Here is a 20,405-nt window from a genome sequence, read left to right as displayed (position 1 = left end):
GATAGATATCAACGTTGAGGTTCCGTGAACACTGCGAGGTTAAGCAGATAGGGCAGAATTTTTAGCCTGGGGCTGATGGTAAGGGCGCGATCGCGATCGCTTATCTGCCTGTAGGAACCAGTTGCGCGTCAGGATCGTGCGCGGATGGATCAAGCGTTGGGTGTTTATTAAATATTGAAACGAATACTCAGAGGTCATCCACACCGCTTGCTGCAAATCGGTATAGCTGATCTGACGCAGTTGGTTTAACTCGGGGGTGTCACCGCGTCCGGGTTCTAAGCTGTCTGCTAAAAACACAATGCAACTGAGGGCACCCATGCCGGGTCTACCCAATGTATGGTCGGCGATCGCTGCCAAGATCGTTTCGTCTGTCACACCAAATTCATCTCTGGCAACGACCGCACTGGCACCTGCATGGAGCAGATGCGGATTGGCAACTTCAACGGGGTCAAGCGATACCCCTTCTGCCTGTGCTATTTCTAGCAACCGATGAGATTTAAAATACTTTGCTAGATCGTGCATTAACCCCGCTTGAGCGGCTTGATTGACATCCTCACAGTGGACTTTGGCGAGGGCGATCGCCATCTCTTCGACCCGTAAGATATGCTCAATCCGAGATTGAGGGACATTGGATTCCAACCAGCTCAGTACCTGTCGGCGCAACGTTCCCGAATACTCTCCCATGCAGTCAGACCTTTAAGATGTGCAGTGTGCGTTGGGGATCAGCTCACAGTACATTTATTTTAGGCTATGTCTTGAGTCTTGGCAGGAGACTTAGGATACCGTAATCTCAATCAGCGCTCTACAGCTAAGTCAAATTAATAAACCCAACGATGAATGGCACTGACTTAACTATCCGAACCGCCCCCTAAATCCCCAAATCTGGGGGAGCCGGATCGGAAGTCCCCCAGATTTGGAGGATTTAGGGGGCTAGTTTTTGCTTATTGCAGTGACATTTACCCAAAGATGGATGTTGAGCAGCACGGCGTTGCCGTGCTGCTCAACATCCATCTTTGGGCTTAGAAAGCGGTCGTTGCCTTAATTAACTTCCCACCAACCCAGCGTCGGACCGATGAACCGCACTGTGACCCAGTAGGCAACCAGCACACCAATGCCAGCCCACGCGCCAAACGTGCTCCAGTTCACGAACCGTTCTGCCTGTCCTTTTTTAATTGGAATCCAGGGAAGAATATTCGGTTCTTTACCATAGTCTTCACCTAAGGTTTCTTTTCTCCGCTTAGAGTCTCCCATACAACATCCACAAACACACTCGTCTGCAACTGATGATAAGTCAATTGGGAATGAGAATTGATTAATTAAGTTTGCTGCTGCCCTGTCTGCGTTGGACATAACTTAAATCCGTAGCTCGGCTAACCCCAAATATCTGATTCCTGTGGGGTCGATGGCAAAGCGACAGGGCAACACTTCCAGACCCAGGGCGATCGCCTCTCTTAGCAACTTGCCATAGATAGGATCAGCACTATCACCGGGAGCAAAGTAAGGACAATCGTCGCGATTGATGAAGTAAAGCATCACAGCTCTGGCGTGAGGCAGCAAGGCAGTCAGTTCTCTTAAATGTTTTTGTCCGCGTGTGGTTACGGTGTCGGGAAACAGTGCCAGTGATCCTTGAGTCCAGGTGGTGTTTTTGACTTCTATATAAATCGGACATTGCCCTGTCTCGGTTGCGAGATCAACCCCGGTTAGCAAAAAATCAATGCGGCTTTTCTGGTCTTGACCATACCGCACCTCTGATTGGATATGAGTATACGCTCCCAGTTCGGGCAACAAATTTGCCATCAGCACGGATTTAACCACCTGATTCGGGAGGGCTGTGTTGACCCCAACCCAGGTGGGACGGACTGTGTTGACTTCGATCAGTTCCCAGGTATAGGGCAGCGATCGCTTAGGATTATCGCTGCGAGAGACCATCACCCGATTGCCCGGAATGTAGACCCCTGTCATCGGCCCCGTATTGGGACAATGCGCTGTAATTACCTCTCCAGTAGTTAGTTCAACGTCAGCAAAAAAGCGTTTATAGCGTCTGATCAAAGTTCCGGCATAGAGAGTCGGGTAGGGGTAAAACCAGTCAGTCATGGAGCAAACCCTGCATGGATCTGGAGAGGCTTTAATTCTATACCGCCATAGGAATTCTTGGATGTGTCTTAGCCAGCATCGCACCCAAAGCTGACAGATTCAGGGTTAAATGGGTGAAGTCGATTTGCTGTTTACCTGCTTTGTCTGAGCCTGATAAGTTGAAGAAACCATCTCGTTCTCTTGCGGGCATCGCCGGGATCGTGGCGATCGCCACTCTGATTAGTAAAGTATTTGGGTTGCTTCGCCAACAAGCGATCGCGGCTGCCTTTGGGGTTGGGGCTGCCGCCGATGCCTATAACTATGCCTACGTCATTCCCGGTTTCTTACTGATCTTATTGGGCGGTATCAACGGGCCCTTTCACAGTGCGATCGTCAGTGTCTTATCAAAGCGGAAACAGGAAGAAACGGCTCCCCTGGTTGAAACCATCACGACCCTGGTCGGGGGCGTTTTACTGATTGTCACGATCCTGATTTTTGTCTTTGCCGGATCGTTAATTAATGTGGTGGCACCCGGATTGGGTGAAACGCCAGAAGGTTTAGAAATTCGGGCGATCGCCATTCAACAACTGCAAATCATGGCTCCGATGGCACTGTTGGCAGGGTTGATTGGGGTCGGCTTTGGCACCCTGAATGCAGCAGATCAGTATTGGTTGCCCTCGATCAGTCCCTTGTTTTCCAGTGTGACGTTGTTATTAGGATTGGGCGTGTTAGCCATCCAACTGGGCGACAAAATGACCCAGCCTCAATATGCCCTGGTGGGTGGACTGGTGCTGGCATGGGGCACATTAGCGGGAGCCGTTTTGCAATGGTTGGTGCAAATCCCGGCACAGTGGCGATCGGGGCTAGGCACCCTGCGACTCCGGTTTAATTTTCGTCAACCGGGAGTACCTGAGATTATTCGCATTATGGGGCCGGCAACGTTATCGTCCGGCATGATGCAGATCAACGTCTATACAGACTTGTTTTTTGCCTCCTATTTGCCCCAGGCTGCCGCCGCCTTGGGCTATGCCAATCTATTAATTCAAACTCCGCTGGGCATTATTTCCAATGTGATTTTGGTGCCCCTGCTGCCAATTTTTTCTCGACTGGCAGATCCAGAGAATTGGCCCGAGCTGAAAGCCAGAATTCGGCAAGGCTTAATTCTGACAGCGCTCACCATGTTGCCGATGAGTGCCATCATGATTCCGTTGGCATTGCCGATTGTGCGGGTGGTGTATGAACGCTTTGCCTTTAACGAAGATGCTTCGCAACTGGTGACCTCGGTTTTGATTGCCTATGCCGTCGGGATGTTTGTTTACCTGGGGCGCGATGTCCTGGTGCGGGTTTTCTATGCCTTAGGCGATGGAGATACCCCCTTCCGCATCAGCGTGGTCAATATTTTTCTCAATGCCCTGTTGGATTTCATCTTCATCAAGCCGTTTGGCGCACCCGGTCTGGTGATGGCGACGGTAGGGGTCAATTTGATTTCGATGGTGGCGTTGCTGATTGCGTTAGATCGAAAGATTGGCGGTCTACCCTGGCGCAATTGGGCAATGCCGATTTTGGGTTTATTCATCAGCAGCTTTATTGCGGGTGTTGGCTGTTGGGGCACGTTGCAAGGCTGTGAACGGCTGCTGGGAACCGAAGGATTTGTTGTGCAATTGATAGAGTTAGCGATCGCCAGTGCCGTTGGCTTGGGAGTGTTTGCCCTGTTTGCCATGCAGTTGAAATTGCCAGAAATTGATCTTTTTGTCGATCGCCTGCGACAAAAATTCTTCAAACCATAAATCGGTAACTCATCAAGAGAGCGACGGCTCCGCCGTCGCTCTCTCGATGTGCAGGGGCATAGCATTGGGGAGAAAAACCTTGATGTACCCCGAAAATCACTGTCCAAATGCTGCGCCCCTACGTATAGCAGTCGAAGGGTTTATTAGGACAAAGGTTGTGTGAGAACCCGCGCTCCGCGCGGGTTCTCACACAACCTTTTGATTTAACCGTTTCGACGGTTGCTATATAGTTTGGGTGCGTATGTTTTGTTTCGGTAAACCTTAAATCAATAGAGTTGTTAATTCTTTAGACAACATGCCACATTAGGGGCGGATACGCTGATATAGCTGCACCCAATCGTTTATGGACTTGATCCCGTAAGGCATGGATACGATGACTCCTCCTATCCCCCAAACGACCTCTGGCGATCGCCTGATTGATCACCTCAGTGGCGTGTTGATTATTGCGTACAAAGAAGATACACGAGCACTGGAAACCGCCTTTCAGCGTGAAGGGTTGCCGTGTACGGTGTTGCGTCAAGCAGACAACCCCGATTACCAGACCTTTTCGTCTAGCTACCGTTGTTTGTTAAATCACAGCCAGGGGTGGAAAACAGCGGCTGCCGCCAGCAAACCGACATTAATTGTAGAAGCCGATTTTGTTCCGGTCATTGGGTTAGGGCAATTGCCCTTGCCATTTGCGCCCCATTATCCAGATACGGGTATCTCCTGGCTCTATACCTGCGCCCCCCAGATCTATAGCGTCAATGCAGAAGGCTTTGCAGAAGGTTTTTCGACCGGGTTGGTTGCCTATATCCTCACTCCCCAAAGTGCAGCGGCACTGGTGGGTTTGGTAGAAGAAACCACCCAAAAACAGGGGACGGGGTATGTAACGTTCGACTCTGAAGTCGATACATTTCTGCGTCAGCGCAATTTTAAGAATTACATTCCCTTTCGCAACTATGGCGAGCATGGGGGACTGTCTAATCCCGAACATCGACTCAATGGCATGAGTGGCATTCATCGGGCTGATGTGTTGTATGGCAAGTTAGCGTTTTTACCGGCGTATGCGGCTGAGGCTACCCCCAGTTGGTTGACCTTTTTCAAAGCAAGGCTGGTGGCACGGGCAAAAGGAATTGCTCGGCTTGCCCAGGGTCGTTTTTTACGAACAAAGATTATTAAAACGTCGAGTGTGCCACTGCGATTGATTGGCTTTGCCGTGCGGCGACAACTCTCATTGCGACTCTAATCTTGTGCCGCCCGCTGCGCGGGCGGCACAAGATTCAGAGGTTTTATGCTTCATGGTGATCATCGACTGAACTAATTTGAGATGTACCTGCTGATCGCTTCGCCCAATAGGCGATCGCACCTAAAAACACCAGCCCCATCCCCCCGGCTAAAGGATTGTCGTCGATACCTGTCAGCCATTCGGGAACCCGGTGGGTATAGGTAATTAAATTGCCCACATTGATCCAATAAAATCCCCAGATCAGTCCGGCATGAAGCCCAATCGGTAACCCCAGGCGATCGCCCCTGCCCCGCTTTGCCCAGACCAGCGTCAACCCCAATAGCACTAGCCCAATAAACTGCGGCGACGTATGCAAAATTTCGGGGAGAGGACGAATAAAATGTAAAACCGCAAACGCTACACTATCTGTCCAGAGTGCCACTGACAGCCGGCAGTCTCGTTGTAATTCATCCAGCAACCAGCCGCGAAAAATCAATTCTTCACCCAGACCGACCCCCAACGCGACCAGCAATCCCGTTAAACCGACCGGAAGCAACTGCACTGTCCAGGGATTCCACTTGAGCCAGCCCAAGATTCCTTCTAATACGAACAATCCCAATAAACTCAAGCCACCAATGCTCAGCCCCTGCACCAGATCTCGACCATTGCGCCGATCCAACCCCAGTCCATAATGCTGCAACGGATGCGATCGCCCATAGACCCATCGCCCCCACACCCACAACAGCAGCAGAAACTCGATAAACAGGGCAGCCATCGTAACAATGCTGCGCATATTAGCGTCGGCAATCAAGCCATAGCCCAAGCCCAAAAATGGCAACCACAACACCGCCAGTGTTAATAAAAACGCAACCAACCGCACCCCTAGCGGCGCATTGACCCAGCGTTTAACCCAACTCTCCACGTCTTTCCCTGCGCTTTTCTTCTAATAACAATAAGGTTTCGGCATGTTTTTCGCGGGTAATGGGATAGAAATATGCCAGCACCAACCCACACAACAACACACCGGCAGGAATCGGACCAATTAAAACACGAATGGCAAGCAGTGCCGACTCTGGCTGACTCACCACCGCATTACCCTGCGATTCAACAAAACCGGCAGCATCCAGCACCTGCCCAACCAGAAACAACCCCAGGGCTAACCCAATTTTTTGCAAAAGTACCATAAAGGCATAGAACACTCCTTCACGCCGTTGTCCTGTCTGCAATTCATCCAGTTCAATCACATCGGGCAGCATCGACCAGGGAATCAGGTAAGCCGTGGACACGCCAAATCCGGCAAGTACTGCCAGGAAATACATCAACCCCGTTTGCCCCGGTTGCAAGAAAAACAGCCCAAATTCAGCCACAATCCACAGGCTCATGCCCATAAAATACACGGCGCGTTTACCAAACCGTTCGGAGGCTTTGCTCCAAATAAACAGCATCGTCAACGCTGTCACCTGAACCGCCATAATCACGAGCGTGAACGTGCTATTGCTCTGCCCCATCCAATTGACGATGTAGTAAGGAATGATGGAAACCGTATTTTGCAGCGCCAACCAGGAGAACAGATAAATGCCAATGACGAATAAAAAGGGACGGTTGCTAAAAACAATGCGCAATTGCTGAAAATAGGGCAGCGATTCGGATGCATCGGTCGGCTCGGATGACTGAGCAGGCGTCTCTGGTATGTCCTCGGTGCTGGAAGCAGGCGATCGCCCTTTCCCCGTCATCGTTCGTTTCCAGGTACCCACAACACACCAGTAAATCGGCAACACTGCAATCACCGTACAGACCAATCCCAACACCAAATATTGCTGGGTGGGATTAGCTTTGACCAGACTGAAGATGCCAAATGCCAATAACAACGAGGCAATGCTGCCCCCAATCGAAAACGAAAACCGAAAACTATTGAGGCTGGTGCGCTCGTCATAGTCTTGGGTCATTTCTGGGGTCAGTGCCGTATAGGGCAAATTGACCATCGTGTAGAAACTATTGAACAAAATGGCAGTCAGGACGTAGTACCAAAACAAACCTGTTTGATTAGTGCTGGGGTCATCGCTGAAGTGGGGCACGATCCACATTAAGAAGAAAGTAATGCCAAACGGAATGGCTCCAAATATCATCCAGGGATAACGCCGCCCCCAACGCGACTGCGTGCGATCGCTCAAAATGCCGATGATCGGATCATTGATCGCATCCCACACCTTCCCAATCAACAAAATACTGCCTGCCAAACTCGCCGGAATACCTGCCACATTGGTAAAAAAGATCAGCTGAAAGATCACCTGGATATTGGCAGTAATGGCAGGACCCAAATCTCCGGCTCCATACGCCAGCTTGGTACTGAGGCTTAGTTTTTCGGCTTTGACTTCTGGAGGAGCGGGAGAAGAGGGATTCATAGTTGACTGCGCCCAAAGACTAATCACAAACCTTATCATGGGCTGGCGATCGCCACTTGGATCATTTTGCTGTGGCAGTTTGTCAACACCAGCCTGAATGGTTTAGAAAGGTGGCACTGCTCACCTGCCATAAACCATTTCACAAATCAAATCGGACTGCTATATGATGCTTCTCAATCCTCAGTAGCATTCTCCGAAGCCATGTCCGATCTCTATGTATCCTGGTCAGATTATCACCGCACCATCGAACAACTTGCCGTCCAAATTTACGAATCCAATTGGGAATTTAATCAGATTATTTGCCTCGCCAAAGGAGGGTTGCGCGTAGGCGATATTTTGTCTCGCATTTACGACAAACCGTTAGCCATCCTTTCGACCTCATCCTATGGCGGTGTTAATAACCAGGTACGCGGATCGGTCACCTTTTCCCACGATCTGACTATGACCACCGCTAACCTGGGTAGCCATGTTTTGCTGGTCGATGACCTGGTCGATTCTGGTGTGACGTTGAAAAAAACCCTGACCTGGCTCGATCGCAAATATGGCTTTTATGTCGAAGACATCCGCACCGCTGTGTTGTGGTACAAAGAATGCTCTGTCATTGCCCCCGATTATTACGTCACCTACCTACCCGACAATCCCTGGATTCACCAACCCTTTGAACCCTACGAACGGATGACCCCCAAAGAACTGGCAGCCTCACTCTCCACCCCCGCAACCCATTAACTACTCCACACAACAGCGATCGCCCTCTGAGAGGGCGATCGCTGTTGTCTCAATTAACTTAGTTTTTAGAACGGTAAACGGATTGGAACAGGAACAGGAACCCGATTGCGAATTTCATCAACGACGCGATCGCCCACTTCATCAAACAATGCATTCGCTGCCGCTTCTGCAAAACTAGTGTCTTCTGCAAAGGCAACATCAAAAATACAACCTTCCATCAGTTCTGGCTCCACTCCTGCTTCTACACAAACCGCTTCAGCTTCTTGAACTTGCTGGGGAGTCAGCATATTCAGCGTTCTATAGGAGTTGGGGAAGTTTGGATCAGCAAAGGTTGCAGGTCCTTGCCCAGCAGCATAATCAAACAAGGACTCTGCCGAACTGACTCGCCAGCTATTACCAAAATCTTTGTAGATCTGCTCGAACGCAACTGACTCAAGTTGGTTGAGGGGAATCACACCCGGAATGGGTATTAGACTTGTCACCATTTGCCGTACTTCGCCGTAAGTTGATTGAGAGGGTACAACTTGTCCACTCCGAGTCCGTAAATCGTTACTGGGGTTACCGTCCAAATCTCCCAACAATCCAGTGAATTGTCCCGCAGGTGAATTTAAAACCTCTGGGGTAACGTTCATGTATTGCAATCCACTCATAGAGATCATGTGGATCACAACCCGCTCACCACTAGACCACTGAACAACATAATCTCCGCCAGATTGTTGAATGGTTCCCCCTCCTGGTAAAGATAGTTCACCATCGATGGTTACAGGTCTACCATTGACCCGCAGCGGTGTGCTGGTATCGGCATCTGGGAAGAACTGCGAGTAAAAAGCAACCCGGTCATTGCCAACCCTCATCGCCGCCGCTGTATTTAACGACATCTGTCGCCCTGGCACCTGCGACTGCCGTGTCTGCACCTCAAAATCTCCCCCCATCGATTTTGTCAGCACATACTCCCCCAGCGTTTGGAAGCTATACCGATACCCATCAAACGTAATCAAATGTGGATCACCATAACTCGTCCCCTTCGAAAGCTGTCCACTGCGCTGAGATTGAGGACGAGCAGTTGTTAGCGTATCAGTATTTCCATTATTTCCGTATGTGGATCTACAAACCGTTGAAACTCCACCCCAAAGATTAGAACCACAAACAGGGGCTTGAATTGATGGGTTTGTTTCGGGAGGATTAGCTAGTTCTCTAGCAACCTCTTCCCCAGCATCACGACCAGGACAGGCACTTGCACAATCTAGACCATAAGCTACTGCTTCAGTTAAAGCTTGACGAATAGGTCCAGTGATACTGCTTTCCACATATTCCCATCCCTTTCCAATAAGTGGTTCAGTTAATAAGTCTGGTGAAGCAATAGACCCTCTAGTAGCTCTCGCTACAGCACTAGTGACAACCAAACCTTCTGACTGGCTAACGGCCCGATTCACATTTCCATCATAATTACTAGCAGAATCAACTATACCAAGTATATTTTCTACTGAACTGCAAAGATTACAATGCATATCCTCTACTACTTGTTTTGTTGTTTGTCGAACGTTAGCTTTAGACTCTACTCCAGAAGGTAACGTGACAATATAAGGCTCAGAACGTTCTGTATTGCTAGTTTGAACAGTAGGCTGAAACTCAAATCTCCATTCAATTCCCTGAATGTCTGTAAAATTTTGTCTAACTAACGTTGAGTTGATAATCTCGATTGAAAATTCCTCTCCTAAACTAGTTGTTCCATTAATTTCTCTCCCGTTTGGGGAGAAGTTGAAAGCGTACGACTTTCCACCACACACATTACTGTTCGGAACAATGTATCGGACAGATTCGTAGAAAGTCGAGATTCCGGAGTCCCTAATCTGACGAATGATTCGGCAACCTTCGGAACTTATTAATTCAGTTTCATAGAGTCCGTTCTCAATTTCTCGAAAATTACTAACTACGGAAAAGTTTGTGTTAGAAGAAGTACCTCGAATTTGGTTGTTAGGATTAGGGATAGCGGTATTAGGATTAGTAAAAATATCAGTATTGAGAGGAGAAGAACCGGCACCGTCGTTGCGAAAGATGTCTTGGGCGATCGCCCCTTGCACTTCAGAAGGTTGAATAGCGATCGCCCTTCCTTGTTCTACTAATCCGGCACTACAAAAACTTTCAAAACTTAAAATGCCGCAGAGAGAAAGGGCGATCGCTTTCTTGATTAATGATCCACAGAGGATGAACACAAAGCTAAGCAATGCGATCGCCCAATAACGAATTCGACGCATAGGGATTTTCCTAAAAATTGCATGGGAAAGAGGGGCGACCACATTCAGAGTCCCAGATGCAAGGGGCGATCGCCGGGTGAATAAAACCAGTTACCGCAAGTTAGAAGCGGAAAATATTGCGAATGACGTTGACGCCATTGTTGATGGTGTCGAGGGTGTTATTAATGTTGTCGATGCGATCGCGATCATCGGTCTGACCGCTGGCAACATAGGGAGAGGATAGATCGGCAGGTGGCGAATTTTCGACCTGTAAGCTCAAGTAAATGCCATTTTGGGCGGCTTGCGATAAGAAGGTGTTGATGGGAATCCCCAGGTTAAAACCTACGCGACTGGCATTGGCGGCTAAGCTACTGGCTCCAGCTTGTTCTAGTCGCTCCATCTCACCATCGGTGATGACTTCGCCTTCAGCCCGACCATGAATGCCAACCACTCGACCACTGGTATCAAAAACAGGACCTCCACTCATACCCACCCGAGTGACATTGGTATAGACCAGTTGATAGCCATCCGCCAGCGCTGTTTCGGGTCTACCGGAAACTTGCCCCGTCGTAAATTGGCGAATACGTTCTTGAATTTCTCGACCAGGATAGGGCCAACCCGAGACAAAGACGGTTCGTCCTTCGCTGGCATGATCAGAATTAGCTAATGTTGCTACTTCGTAAGAGCGATCGCTATTAAATTCAACAAGGGCTAAATCTACGCCTGGTAGCTGTCGGATGTTGCTGTAGTCAACAGCATGGGCTTGACGATCGGCAGTTACAACCTGGTATTCATCTTCCGCCGCAACAACATGTTTGGCGGTCAGGACGTAGTAAGTTTCATCATCCTGAGCAATGATGACGCCTGATCCGGGGTTGCCGGTGTTAATTAAAACGGTGACTTCGCGGGCAATGTCGTTAACTTCTTCACCCGTCAAGGCGATCGCAGGTTGGGGAATAACCATTGCTAAGGCACTGATCGCAGCCGTACCCGCCAGCAGGGCAGGAACTCCATCTGAAAATCGCATAATTTAGTCTCCTGGATAATAAGCTGTCTAAGATATCGTACGGTTTGGGTAAAACCTTTCTTACCAAAGCAGGTCAGGCTGAGATGAAGGAATTGGACGTGCGGGACTAGGAAGGGGAGATGGCTGAGCAGTCGGAAACGCGAGAGGGCTGGGAGCGGCAGAATGTGTCAGAGACAGGAAGAGATGAATAGGAATTGCCCAGCTGTAATGGGTCATTTGCTCACGTAAAGCAACCGCAGGTAGAGTGCCATCGGCATAGGTATAGGGATTGCCCCAAAGGGGATATTGATGCATTCCGTTGACGCCTACAACTTCGCCGTTAGCATTCAATAGAGATCCCCCGCTCATACCTTTGGCGATCGCCACGGTACAGCCAAGTTGATATCCTCCCTGCATCATTTGGGGGGTGATCAGTGCAACTTCTCCGGATAAAAATGCGAAACCTAGTGGCTGAGATGGATCACCGTCAATCGGATAACCCGCCGCATAAATGCGATCGCCCAGTTCAGGTTGTGTGGTTGCTATAGCAGCAGTAGAAAGCACGGTGGCACTGTGAAATTGCAACAATCCCAAGTCTTGGCTGGTCAGTCTGCGATCGACAACGGGGGTTGCTTCGTAGATCTGCCCATCTGCGGTTTGCACCCGATACCGATTGCCTGCGATCAAAACATGCTGGTTGGTCAGTACCGTGTAGGTTTGTCCTTGGGAGGCGATCAAAATCCCTGAGCCCCACTTGCCTTCTTCTAGGAGGATCTGTACGGTAATGGACTGGGCAATTTGGCGTAATTCTTCAAGCGAGAGGGGAGAGGGTTGGACCTGAGTCAGTGATACAGGTTCATCGACAGGCGGCAGTTCAGCAAGGCTCTGCGCCGGTATCAGGACTCCAATCCAACCTGCCCAGATAACCGGCAAGATTAGCGATCGCTTCATCGTTGCTCTCCCCTCTATCAATCGCCAGGATTACCAGACCGAACCACCCGGTTGAGTGCTGGGTTGCGGTTCAGGTTGGGCAGCAGGAGTCGTAGACTCGGTTGGAGCCGCAGGCGCACTACCTGCTTCAACGTCTCCCGTTTCTAAAAGTTGATTGACATCGATATAAACTCGGTTAGCACTCTGGTTAATCGGACCAGCTGCACCTGCACGAATATCAAAAAGTTGTTGGACAACTTGACTAGCGTTGTCATTTGGACGGAGCGTCAGCAATAACCCCTGACATCCACCCCCGTTGGTTGCACTGACGCAAACAACAGGCTGCCCATTCATCATGCCTGTGGTGATGAAATTAAGCGAGCCACTATTGTAATAAGTCTGAAACCGACCGGAGACTTCATCACAGCGGCGTTCGGGGGTATAGCCAGAATCACTAAAGTAATTGGAGCGCCAACGAATAATCGGGACGTTGCCTCTGGGCGTGTTGGCATAGGTCACGGGTACGCCCTGGCTTGCCCCACAGAAAAAGGTAGTGGATTGGGCTTGTGCAGGTTGTTCAGGTAAAAGGGAGGTGCCAAGGGCGATCGCCCCAGCGGTCAAAAGGGTGGTGAGTGATCTGAGTTTCATAAGGTGAATGATGTCCTTTGAGTAAGAGCGTTCAGTGAGGAATATTAAAAAACTCTTCGAGATCAGAGTTCCCGTAATTTTTCTGAGATTCTCATCGCCATCTGGATCATTCGTAAAAAGATTTTGTGTAGCGGATAAAACGTTTTGTCCTCTTTTCAGGAACTCTGGACGAGTGAATCGGAGTCTTAACTCTTTGGATGCTCAGGATTCTGACACAATTAAAACCCGTACTGTTTGGGAGAGGGCGGCTCCGCCGCCCTCTCCCAAACAAGGTATTCAAGTTATTTTTATGAAGATCCTTAGTTTTACGGACACTAATTTTTGCACCGTGGAGGGTGGGGCATAGCCTCCCCAAAAGGGTGCCCCCCCCTTCACTCCTTGCAAAACTTTTGTTGTGCTGTACTAAACCCAAAATCAAGTGTGCAGTGCCAGGATTGGTTCTTACAATAGGTTTTGGTATGTGTGCCAGTCGTGTGATGAATCTGTCTTAGGGTGGTGGATTTAATAAACCCAACGATATATTTTTGTCAGCGCGGCAGAGCCACACTGACAAAAATAAACGTCCGAGTTTTAATTAATTTTTGATCCTCAGTCTTTCAACTGAAATAAACCCAGGTGTTTATCAAAGGACGTATGGCACTGCCCCGCGTCCCTCTGTAACCCTTCAGTTTTACTCAATCGCTGATCCTTCATAAAGTTCGGGAACACCATGCTGAAGTTGACTCTCTGGTTGGGATTGCCTTTTTTGCTATCTAGCTGTAGCTTGCTGGCTGCCCAACAGCCCCTACAATTGAGTTCTGTCCCGTCCAGTTCTCCATCCAATTCTCCGATCGCGTCCCCGATCGCAGCTGTCCCCACCCCCATGCCTGATGTCCAATGTTCTGGGTCGTTACCCAAAGCCGTCGAACCGTCGATGGAACAGTTCCGGCTGGCGAAAGAATCTGACTTTATCCCAGAGGTGCAAGAGTTTAAGCAAGCGAATAGTCCGTCAGCTTTCACATGCAGTATTTTTACGGCTGACTTTGATGACGATGGCGATCGCGACTATGCCCTGTTGCTGGTGAATGATGAAACCAAGAAATTTCGGGCACAGTTTTCGCTAAACAAAGGAAATGACACCTTTGAGCCGCTGGTGTTACGCACCTATCCCACCCTGCCAGCGGCTGCACCCAGTCCAATGATTTATACCTCCATGGAGATGAAACCCAAAGGTGAAGGGGGGTTAGCCCTGCGAGACTATAGCCCTCTACAAGCGAGAGATCGGGAAACCTATACCGAAAAACCCGCGATCGCCCTTTGGCGTGCTATCTTAACCGATGACCAGGGATTGCCTGCCGATTTTAATATCAGCACCTTAGCCTATTGCTCAGATGCTTATTACTTTGTGCAGGGTCAGCTAGAAACTTTTTCGGTCTGCGATTAGAACAGCAAGATGCGTCATGACAATTAAAAATGGGATGCTGGCGCTGGTGCTGATGTGTATTGTGGCGATCGCACTGGCTGTTTATTGGCTGGGCGGCATTGACCCGGCGCAGCTGCAAGCTCAGTTAAAGCAGGTTGGCATCTGGGCACCCATTTTATATATCGTTGTTTATGCGATCGCCACAGTTTTAATCTTGCCTTCTACGGCTCTGAATCTGGCAGGGGGTGCCATGTTCGGCTTGTGGTTTGGCACCTTGTGGACGAGTATTGCGGCGATCGTGGCAGCCGTGATTGCGTTTGCCTTTACTCGCACGATTGGGCGCAAATGGGTTGCCCAACGCCTAGCCCGACGCTGGCAAGCCATGGATGCTGAGATTCGCCAGGGTGGGCTGTTTTATATGTTTGCCATTCGGTTATTGCCGATCATCCCCTATGGTCTGGTCAACTTTGTTGCCGGACTAACGTCGATTAGTTTTAAAGATTATTTTTGGGGAACGACGCTGGGCACGATTCCCGGAATCTTGCCCTTTGTCATGTTGGGCAGTTCTGGGGTACGCGCTATACAAACGGGTGATGTGTTGCCGTTGATTGCGGCTCTCTCGCTGATTGCGTTGTTGGTGGCAGGGGCAACCTGGTATCGACGACACCGCAAAAAGCCCTAAGATCCTTGCGGAATGGGGTTGTTTGTGCTGAGGGGTACGAACTGATCCGGTACGGGTCACGATAGGCGATCGCCCCTTCTACACCGTGATCGTTTCGCCGGTTGCTGCCGACCGTTGAGCGGCATCTGCTACCCGCAAAGCATAGAGACTCGAAGCCGGGGTGACATATAGAGGAGCCTCGGTAATCAAATGATCCAATACCATCGCCGTATCTTTGGCAAAGAGACCCCGCCGACCAGCAATAGTGAGAGGCGTCGTGCTATCGAGGCGGACTAAGACACCCTCTTCTCCTTCCAATAACAACGCTCCACTGCTGCCATGAATTGCCAGTGTTCGTTCTGCTTGCCAGACAGCATCACCTTTGGCATAGATAACGTCTGCCACCAGACCACTGAAAAAGTGTAGTTGCGCCGTGCAGAGGCACGATTGATAAAAACCGGGCACTTTTTCATTGGGACTATAGCGCAGTTGGCTACTGACGGTTTTGACCGAGCCAAACAGATGGGTCAGGCGATGAATCCGGGCAAGGGCTCCCATTAAAGGAAACCCAAATTGCTCGGCATCATACGTCCATTTTTGGGGTGCGGGGTGCTGGGGCACCATATTAGACGATCGCAGATAAAACGGCTGCCCAATTTCTGCCAGCGATTCTTGAATAGCAATATGAATGCCACTGAGAATCTCAATATGCTCAACATGCAAGAGCAAATTTTTCGCTTTTGCCAGGTTAATTAATTCGTCTGCTTCTGCCAGGTCGAGGGACAGGGGATATTCGATCACCACATGCTTGCCCGCATGGAGTGCCGCACGGGCGATCGCCCCGTGATCGCGGTTGACCGTACAGATAAACACCAGATCCAGATCGTCGCGGCTGATTAACGTTGACCAATCTGGTAAAGCTTCAATTCCAAGCGTCTGACCCAGTTCGCTGGCACGTTCCGGTGTGCGTCCGGTAATCGCGATGAGTTGCGATCGCACATCTGCCACCAGGATTTCGGCTCTCGTCCGAGCCGCATATCCCGTACCCACAATACCGACCCTGAGTGGAACCATAACTTAGCATCCCAACGGTGAAACACTATGAACGTTAACGAACTTGAAGACGTAAGGAGCCCCTGATTGACTGACAAAAGTACCAGAAAGCGCATTCCATCGTAGGGGCAGGTTTCGCCGAAATGCCGACGACAAACCGATCAGAGACTTGCTAAACCTGCCCTTACAGAGATTTGTCAGTCTCCTGAACTATTCGTTCATATTGCGATACGTTGCCACAGCGGACGGTGAAATGCGGTTGAGATAACGGAAAATCCAGTATTTGAAAATCGTATCTAGAATCACGGGAAACGTTGCAATAAATAAGAAGATAAAATCTCGATTGGCAGGCAGTCCTAAATGTTTAGAAATTCCTTCTAACAAAACTTCCCAACCATGGGGAGAGTGGAAGCCTACGAAAGTGTCGGTTAATAGAATAATAATAAAGGCTTTGGCGCTATCACTCAAACCATAGATGAGTTCATCAATAAATGATTTTAAAACGGCAATTTCTCGCTTACTAAATACGATTAAAACCGCGAACGCAATCACAGAACAGATATCTGAAAAAACATTTTTGATGGCATCATTGCTCATTTCAGCAAATTCTGATTTCAGCTCTTTTGCTTTTTCCGCCAGACGTTCTTTTTTCTCTGCTTCAGTAAGAGGATTTTCCGAACCAATTAAAGATTGAAACTCTAATCGTTCGGCATATCGTTGCAATTCATCCAGTGCCTCTTCTTCCATTTCAGAATTGAGGAAGACTTCGCTTTCTTCAGCGGGTCGAAAATGCTCAACAATGGGCCCAACAAATGTGATTTTGGCAATCTGTTGGGTTAAAAGTGGCACGATAATGAGCAGTAAAACCAAGCGTAAGGCAATAATTGTCCGGGCTTTAGAGTTACGAAAACTCTCGACCACTTCTTCCTCTGCATTGGGATCGAGTTCGCGTTTAATTCGATCAACGGTTTTAAGAATGGATCGGGGGAGAACGCCTGTTTTATCAACGATAGATTCAATATCATCGCTGCTGGAATCGGCTCTAGAAAGATTGTTGCGGGATGGTTTATTTTGGCTCAAGATAGGGTTTGGTAACGTAGATTGGTCGGATTTTTGAGAACGCTCAATAGCGCGTCTGCCGTTCGCAGGTGAGGATTCTGAGACAACAATGACGGAAGAGGCTTCCGGTTTTTCGAGATTGTATTTGGCAACGACTTCGTCGATAAACCGCAGTTTTCTTAACGTAGCTGATGATTTATCAATGACATTAATATTGCTCAGTTCTGTAGAGTCTTCGTTGAGCTGAATTTCGGTGATGGGGCGAGTAGACAGTTGTACAACGGATTTACTGGCTCTAAACTCAATCAGCCTGACTTTAATGATGTTGAGATATTTCTTCAGGTCTTGTTGAAAATAGGTCTGGACACTCTCTCCATAGTTGCCATAGCCGGAGTCGATTCGATTACCATCAAAGTGATTGTCTTCGATGGTTTTAATGGCGATCGCGGCTTCGTAGGCTTCATCTAATGAGCGTTCAGGTGTTTTTAAAAGCCAAGTATTAGCAGCTTGTAGATAGGCTTTAAGTGCCCGAAAGGTAGGATTTCTCATGTTCTCTTGCGGCGACCTGGTTTCGGTAGATTAAATCTTTGGTAGTGATATTCATATAATGATTTTTTGTAGCGCGGGCGACGCCCGCGCTACAAAAAATCATTACTTTTTTAGGGCTACCAAATCTTTAATCTGTTGACAGTTAAGCATATTGAAGTGGGCAAAAACATAGTCCTTTGAGACAAGAAAATCTACCCTGATTGGGAGCAGTAGAGGCTGTGTTTTGGGTGTGTAGCCGTTCACCCCAAAGGTTTCGCGCGATCGGGAAATATCCAGTCGCCAAAATCTCACGATCCATCGTGAAACTAAGGATCACAACTGAATTGACGTGTAATTCTGGTTGAGAGAGCGACGGCTGCGCCGTCGCTCTCTCAACCAGAATTGGGTTTTTATTCAATCCATGCACCTGAGGAACATAGAAGATCAGCAACCCATTCAGAGCAGTCTCGGTTGAGCCGGAGTGAGGTGTGGGCTATCTGCCAGATTTAACAGATGGCTTATGGATTAGGATCATATCAAATTCATCTCAAGGTGCCCGGTGTCTTCCAATTCTGTTTGGATCGTGGGTTCAACTCGCAGTGGCAAGACAGCTCAGTTGATCCAGCAATTTTCGACCTGGATGCAAGCTGATGCCTCACCTCAGTTGCGTCCGCCATCCCTGGCTACGGCTCTCGTGTTTGCTGCCAATGGTGACAACCGCATTGAATTAGCAGACCGTTTAGCTGCCGCAACGCAGGGGCAATATCCGTTTGACTCAACAACACCCTTAGGCTTTTTTCAAGATGAGGTGATGTTGTTTTGGCCGCTCCTGACCCAACACCTTCAACTCAAAGCCCAATTTCCCTTGCGGTTGCGTCCCGAAACTGAGCAGGAGCTAGCCACTCGCCTATGGCAACCGGAACTGGAGTCGGGCAGGTTGGTGCAAGAAGGTGTCACCGACTATTACATGGTGCGGCGATCGCTGGATATGTTGCAGTTGGCGGCATCTGCTGGCATTCCCATAGAAGACATCCCGTTGATTTTGGCAGATGGCTTTGCCGGACAGGAGTTTGCTCCCGAATTGTGGCAATGCATCGGCGACGTGGTGCTGCGTTGGCGGCAGTGGTGTTTAGACCGGGGATTTTTGACCTACGGCATTGTCACCGAACTCTACTGGCGGTATCTCTTACCCGACCCTGCCTATCAGCAACAACTCTGCCAGCGCTACCGAGCCATCTTTGCCGATGATGTGGATGAATATCCAGCGATCGCCCACTCACTCTTTAGCTTTTTTTTAGATCAGTCGATTCCGGCAGCGTTTACCTACAATCCCGATGGTGCGATTCGTTGGGGGTTGGGTGCCGATCCTAATTACCTGGAAACCCTGGCAGAACGCTGTCAGGTGCAAGGGTTAGCACCCGTTCAGGATTCCGTCGGCGCGGCACAGGCAGACGCGATCGTGGAGTGGGTCAGCGCTCCTGGCTTTTTGCCCCACCTGCCGGATGCCATCCAGGTGATCCAAACCACGTCACGAGCACAGCTGTTGCAGCAAACGGTAGAGGCGATCGCCGCTGCGATCCATGCTGGGTTCGTTTTGCCCCAAGAGGTTGCCGTAATTGCACCCGGTTTAGATGCAATCGCCCGTTATACCCTGAGGGCACTGTTAGCAGAAAAAGGCGTTCTGGTGGAGTCGCTCAACGATCAGCAACCGCTTGCCAGTTCTCCGATGATCCGTGCCTTGCTCACCTTGATCAGCTTTATTTATCCGGGTTTGGGTGCGCTGATGGATCGAGAGTCGGTTTCGGAAATGCTGGTTGTTCTCAGTCAGCCACCGTTGATGGGGACAGAACCGATTGGCATTGACCTTGTCAGAATTGATCCCGTCAGAGCCGGACTGATCACCGATCACTGTTTTGTCCCCGATCCCGATCATCCCCACCTCTTACCGGCTACTCAGTTTCCCCGCTGGGATCGGTTGGGTCATCGAGCTACCTACGTCTATGGAGAACTGATCCAATGGATTGAAATACAGCAGCAACAACAGCAGCAACACTTGATTCCGAACCCTGTGGCGCTCTTGGACCGGGCAATTCAACGATTTTTATTTGGCGGCAGTCATCTACCTTCCGACCAACTGGCAGTCTTGCGAGAATTGATGGAAACAGCTCAACATTATTGGGATGTCGATGCTCGTTTACGCCAGAGTGAGGCAGGAATTGGGGTCAGCGTTCCTTCCTCTAACCCAGCGACCACCGTTGCTCAATTCATCCAACTACTGCGCAATGGCACGATTACTGCCGATCCGTATCCGGCGCGTCCGCTTGCGCCCACCAGTGCAACCGTGACGCTGGCAACGATTTTTCAATATCGAGCCTATCGCCGCACCCATCGCTGGCAGTTCTGGCTGGATGCCGGATCGCCCTTATGGCTGACGGGGGGTGGCGCACTCTTTGGCGCACCGTTGTTTTTGCGAGAATGGTCGGGGCGTCCCTGGACAACGGCGGATACCTTACTGGCGGATCAACACCGCCTCAAACGGCAAATTACAGATTTACTCAACCGGGCAGGAGAGCGGATTTATCTTTGCCATAGCGATTTGGCGACCAATGGGCAGGAACAAGCAGGTCCCTTGCTGACGTTGGTGAATGCGGCAATGCCTGCGGGGGGTGGGGAGGTGGAGGGGTGAAGG

General features: G+C 49.6%; 17 protein-coding genes. 6 read left to right on the top strand and 11 right to left on the bottom strand.

The genetic code is table 11. The features are described from left to right. Positions 1 to 39 precede the first annotated feature (39 nt). The 3 genes from yqeK to sfsA form a co-directional block, all read right to left on the bottom strand. Positions 40 to 684: a bis(5'-nucleosyl)-tetraphosphatase (symmetrical) YqeK gene (yqeK, locus tag ACR6Z4_RS29210; protein ID WP_479720876.1), complete on the bottom strand. Its 645-nt coding sequence runs from the start codon at positions 682 to 684 to the stop codon at positions 40 to 42. A 354-nt stretch (positions 685 to 1,038) separates the two neighbouring features. Further along, a complete protein-coding gene (locus ACR6Z4_RS29205; RefSeq protein WP_479720875.1) occupies positions 1,039 to 1,251 on the bottom strand; it encodes a DUF2839 domain-containing protein in 213 nt (70 codons plus the stop codon). 102 nt (positions 1,252 to 1,353) lie between these two features. Beyond that, complete coding sequence (sfsA, locus tag ACR6Z4_RS29200; RefSeq protein ID WP_479720874.1) at positions 1,354 to 2,094, bottom strand: DNA/RNA nuclease SfsA; 741 nt, start codon at positions 2,092 to 2,094, stop codon at positions 1,354 to 1,356. A 113-nt stretch (positions 2,095 to 2,207) separates the two neighbouring features. Between sfsA and murJ the strand changes: the two genes are divergently transcribed. Both murJ and ACR6Z4_RS29190 read left to right on the top strand, forming a co-directional pair. Further along, positions 2,208 to 3,860 carry a murein biosynthesis integral membrane protein MurJ gene (gene murJ / locus ACR6Z4_RS29195; RefSeq protein ID WP_479720873.1) on the top strand — a complete coding sequence of 551 codons (1,653 nt, stop codon included), beginning with the start codon at positions 2,208 to 2,210 and terminating at the stop codon, positions 3,858 to 3,860. A 364-nt stretch (positions 3,861 to 4,224) separates the two neighbouring features. Then, a complete protein-coding gene (locus ACR6Z4_RS29190; protein ID WP_479720872.1) occupies positions 4,225 to 5,088 on the top strand; it encodes an LPS biosynthesis glycosyltransferase in 864 nt (287 codons plus the stop codon). A gap of 43 nt (positions 5,089 to 5,131) precedes the next feature. On the opposite strand, the gene ACR6Z4_RS29185 is transcribed toward ACR6Z4_RS29190, so the two are convergent. Further along, the gene (locus tag ACR6Z4_RS29185; protein ID WP_479720871.1) at positions 5,132 to 5,989 is read right to left on the bottom strand and encodes a CPBP family glutamic-type intramembrane protease; all 858 of its coding nucleotides are present in this window, start codon (positions 5,987 to 5,989) and stop codon (positions 5,132 to 5,134) included. After that, on the bottom strand, positions 5,973 to 7,469 hold the full coding sequence (locus ACR6Z4_RS29180) for an MFS transporter (protein ID WP_479720870.1): 1,497 nt from the start codon (positions 7,467 to 7,469) through the stop codon (positions 5,973 to 5,975). Before ACR6Z4_RS29180 ends, ACR6Z4_RS29185 begins: the two co-directional genes overlap by 17 nt. A gap of 201 nt (positions 7,470 to 7,670) precedes the next feature. Here ACR6Z4_RS29180 and ACR6Z4_RS29175 point away from each other — a divergent pair, with 201 nt between their 5' ends. Then, complete coding sequence (locus ACR6Z4_RS29175; RefSeq protein ID WP_479720869.1) at positions 7,671 to 8,195, top strand: phosphoribosyltransferase; 525 nt, start codon at positions 7,671 to 7,673, stop codon at positions 8,193 to 8,195. 65 nt (positions 8,196 to 8,260) lie between these two features. On the opposite strand, the gene ACR6Z4_RS29170 is transcribed toward ACR6Z4_RS29175, so the two are convergent. From ACR6Z4_RS29170 to ACR6Z4_RS29155, 4 genes are all read right to left on the bottom strand, one after another. Next, entirely contained in the window at positions 8,261 to 10,450 is a 2,190-nt protein-coding gene (locus tag ACR6Z4_RS29170) for a VWD domain-containing protein (RefSeq protein ID WP_479720868.1), read from the bottom strand. A gap of 100 nt (positions 10,451 to 10,550) precedes the next feature. Further along, complete coding sequence (locus ACR6Z4_RS29165) at positions 10,551 to 11,456, bottom strand: S1 family peptidase (RefSeq protein WP_479720867.1); 906 nt, start codon at positions 11,454 to 11,456, stop codon at positions 10,551 to 10,553. A gap of 60 nt (positions 11,457 to 11,516) precedes the next feature. Next, a complete protein-coding gene (locus ACR6Z4_RS29160) occupies positions 11,517 to 12,386 on the bottom strand; it encodes a S1 family peptidase (RefSeq protein WP_479720866.1) in 870 nt (289 codons plus the stop codon). A gap of 30 nt (positions 12,387 to 12,416) precedes the next feature. Further along, the gene (locus tag ACR6Z4_RS29155) at positions 12,417 to 13,013 is read right to left on the bottom strand and encodes a COP23 domain-containing protein (protein ID WP_479720865.1); all 597 of its coding nucleotides are present in this window, start codon (positions 13,011 to 13,013) and stop codon (positions 12,417 to 12,419) included. 709 nt (positions 13,014 to 13,722) lie between these two features. Between ACR6Z4_RS29155 and ACR6Z4_RS29150 the strand changes: the two genes are divergently transcribed. Together ACR6Z4_RS29150 and ACR6Z4_RS29145 are read left to right on the top strand one after the other, a co-directional pair. Continuing rightward, a complete protein-coding gene (locus tag ACR6Z4_RS29150; protein ID WP_479720864.1) occupies positions 13,723 to 14,436 on the top strand; it encodes a hypothetical protein in 714 nt (237 codons plus the stop codon). Positions 14,437 to 14,452: 16 nt separating this feature from the next. Beyond that, the gene (locus ACR6Z4_RS29145) at positions 14,453 to 15,097 is read left to right on the top strand and encodes a TVP38/TMEM64 family protein (RefSeq protein ID WP_479720863.1); all 645 of its coding nucleotides are present in this window, start codon (positions 14,453 to 14,455) and stop codon (positions 15,095 to 15,097) included. A 78-nt stretch (positions 15,098 to 15,175) separates the two neighbouring features. Here the strand turns inward: ACR6Z4_RS29145 and ACR6Z4_RS29140 are convergent, their stop codons facing one another. Both ACR6Z4_RS29140 and ACR6Z4_RS29135 read right to left on the bottom strand, forming a co-directional pair. Next, positions 15,176 to 16,150, bottom strand: coding sequence for a Gfo/Idh/MocA family protein (locus ACR6Z4_RS29140; protein ID WP_479720862.1), 975 nt, complete (start codon positions 16,148 to 16,150; stop codon positions 15,176 to 15,178). A gap of 189 nt (positions 16,151 to 16,339) precedes the next feature. Then, positions 16,340 to 17,737: a proton extrusion protein PcxA gene (locus ACR6Z4_RS29135; RefSeq protein ID WP_479720861.1), complete on the bottom strand. Its 1,398-nt coding sequence runs from the start codon at positions 17,735 to 17,737 to the stop codon at positions 16,340 to 16,342. 538 nt (positions 17,738 to 18,275) lie between these two features. Here ACR6Z4_RS29135 and ACR6Z4_RS29130 point away from each other — a divergent pair. Next, complete coding sequence (locus tag ACR6Z4_RS29130; RefSeq protein WP_479720860.1) at positions 18,276 to 20,402, top strand: recombinase family protein; 2,127 nt, start codon at positions 18,276 to 18,278, stop codon at positions 20,400 to 20,402. The last annotated feature ends 3 nt before the right edge of the window (positions 20,403 to 20,405 follow it).

It is taken from the genome of Calyptranema fuscum S582 (assembly GCF_055793305.1).
This window is presented reverse-complemented; position numbering and strand designations above follow the sequence as displayed.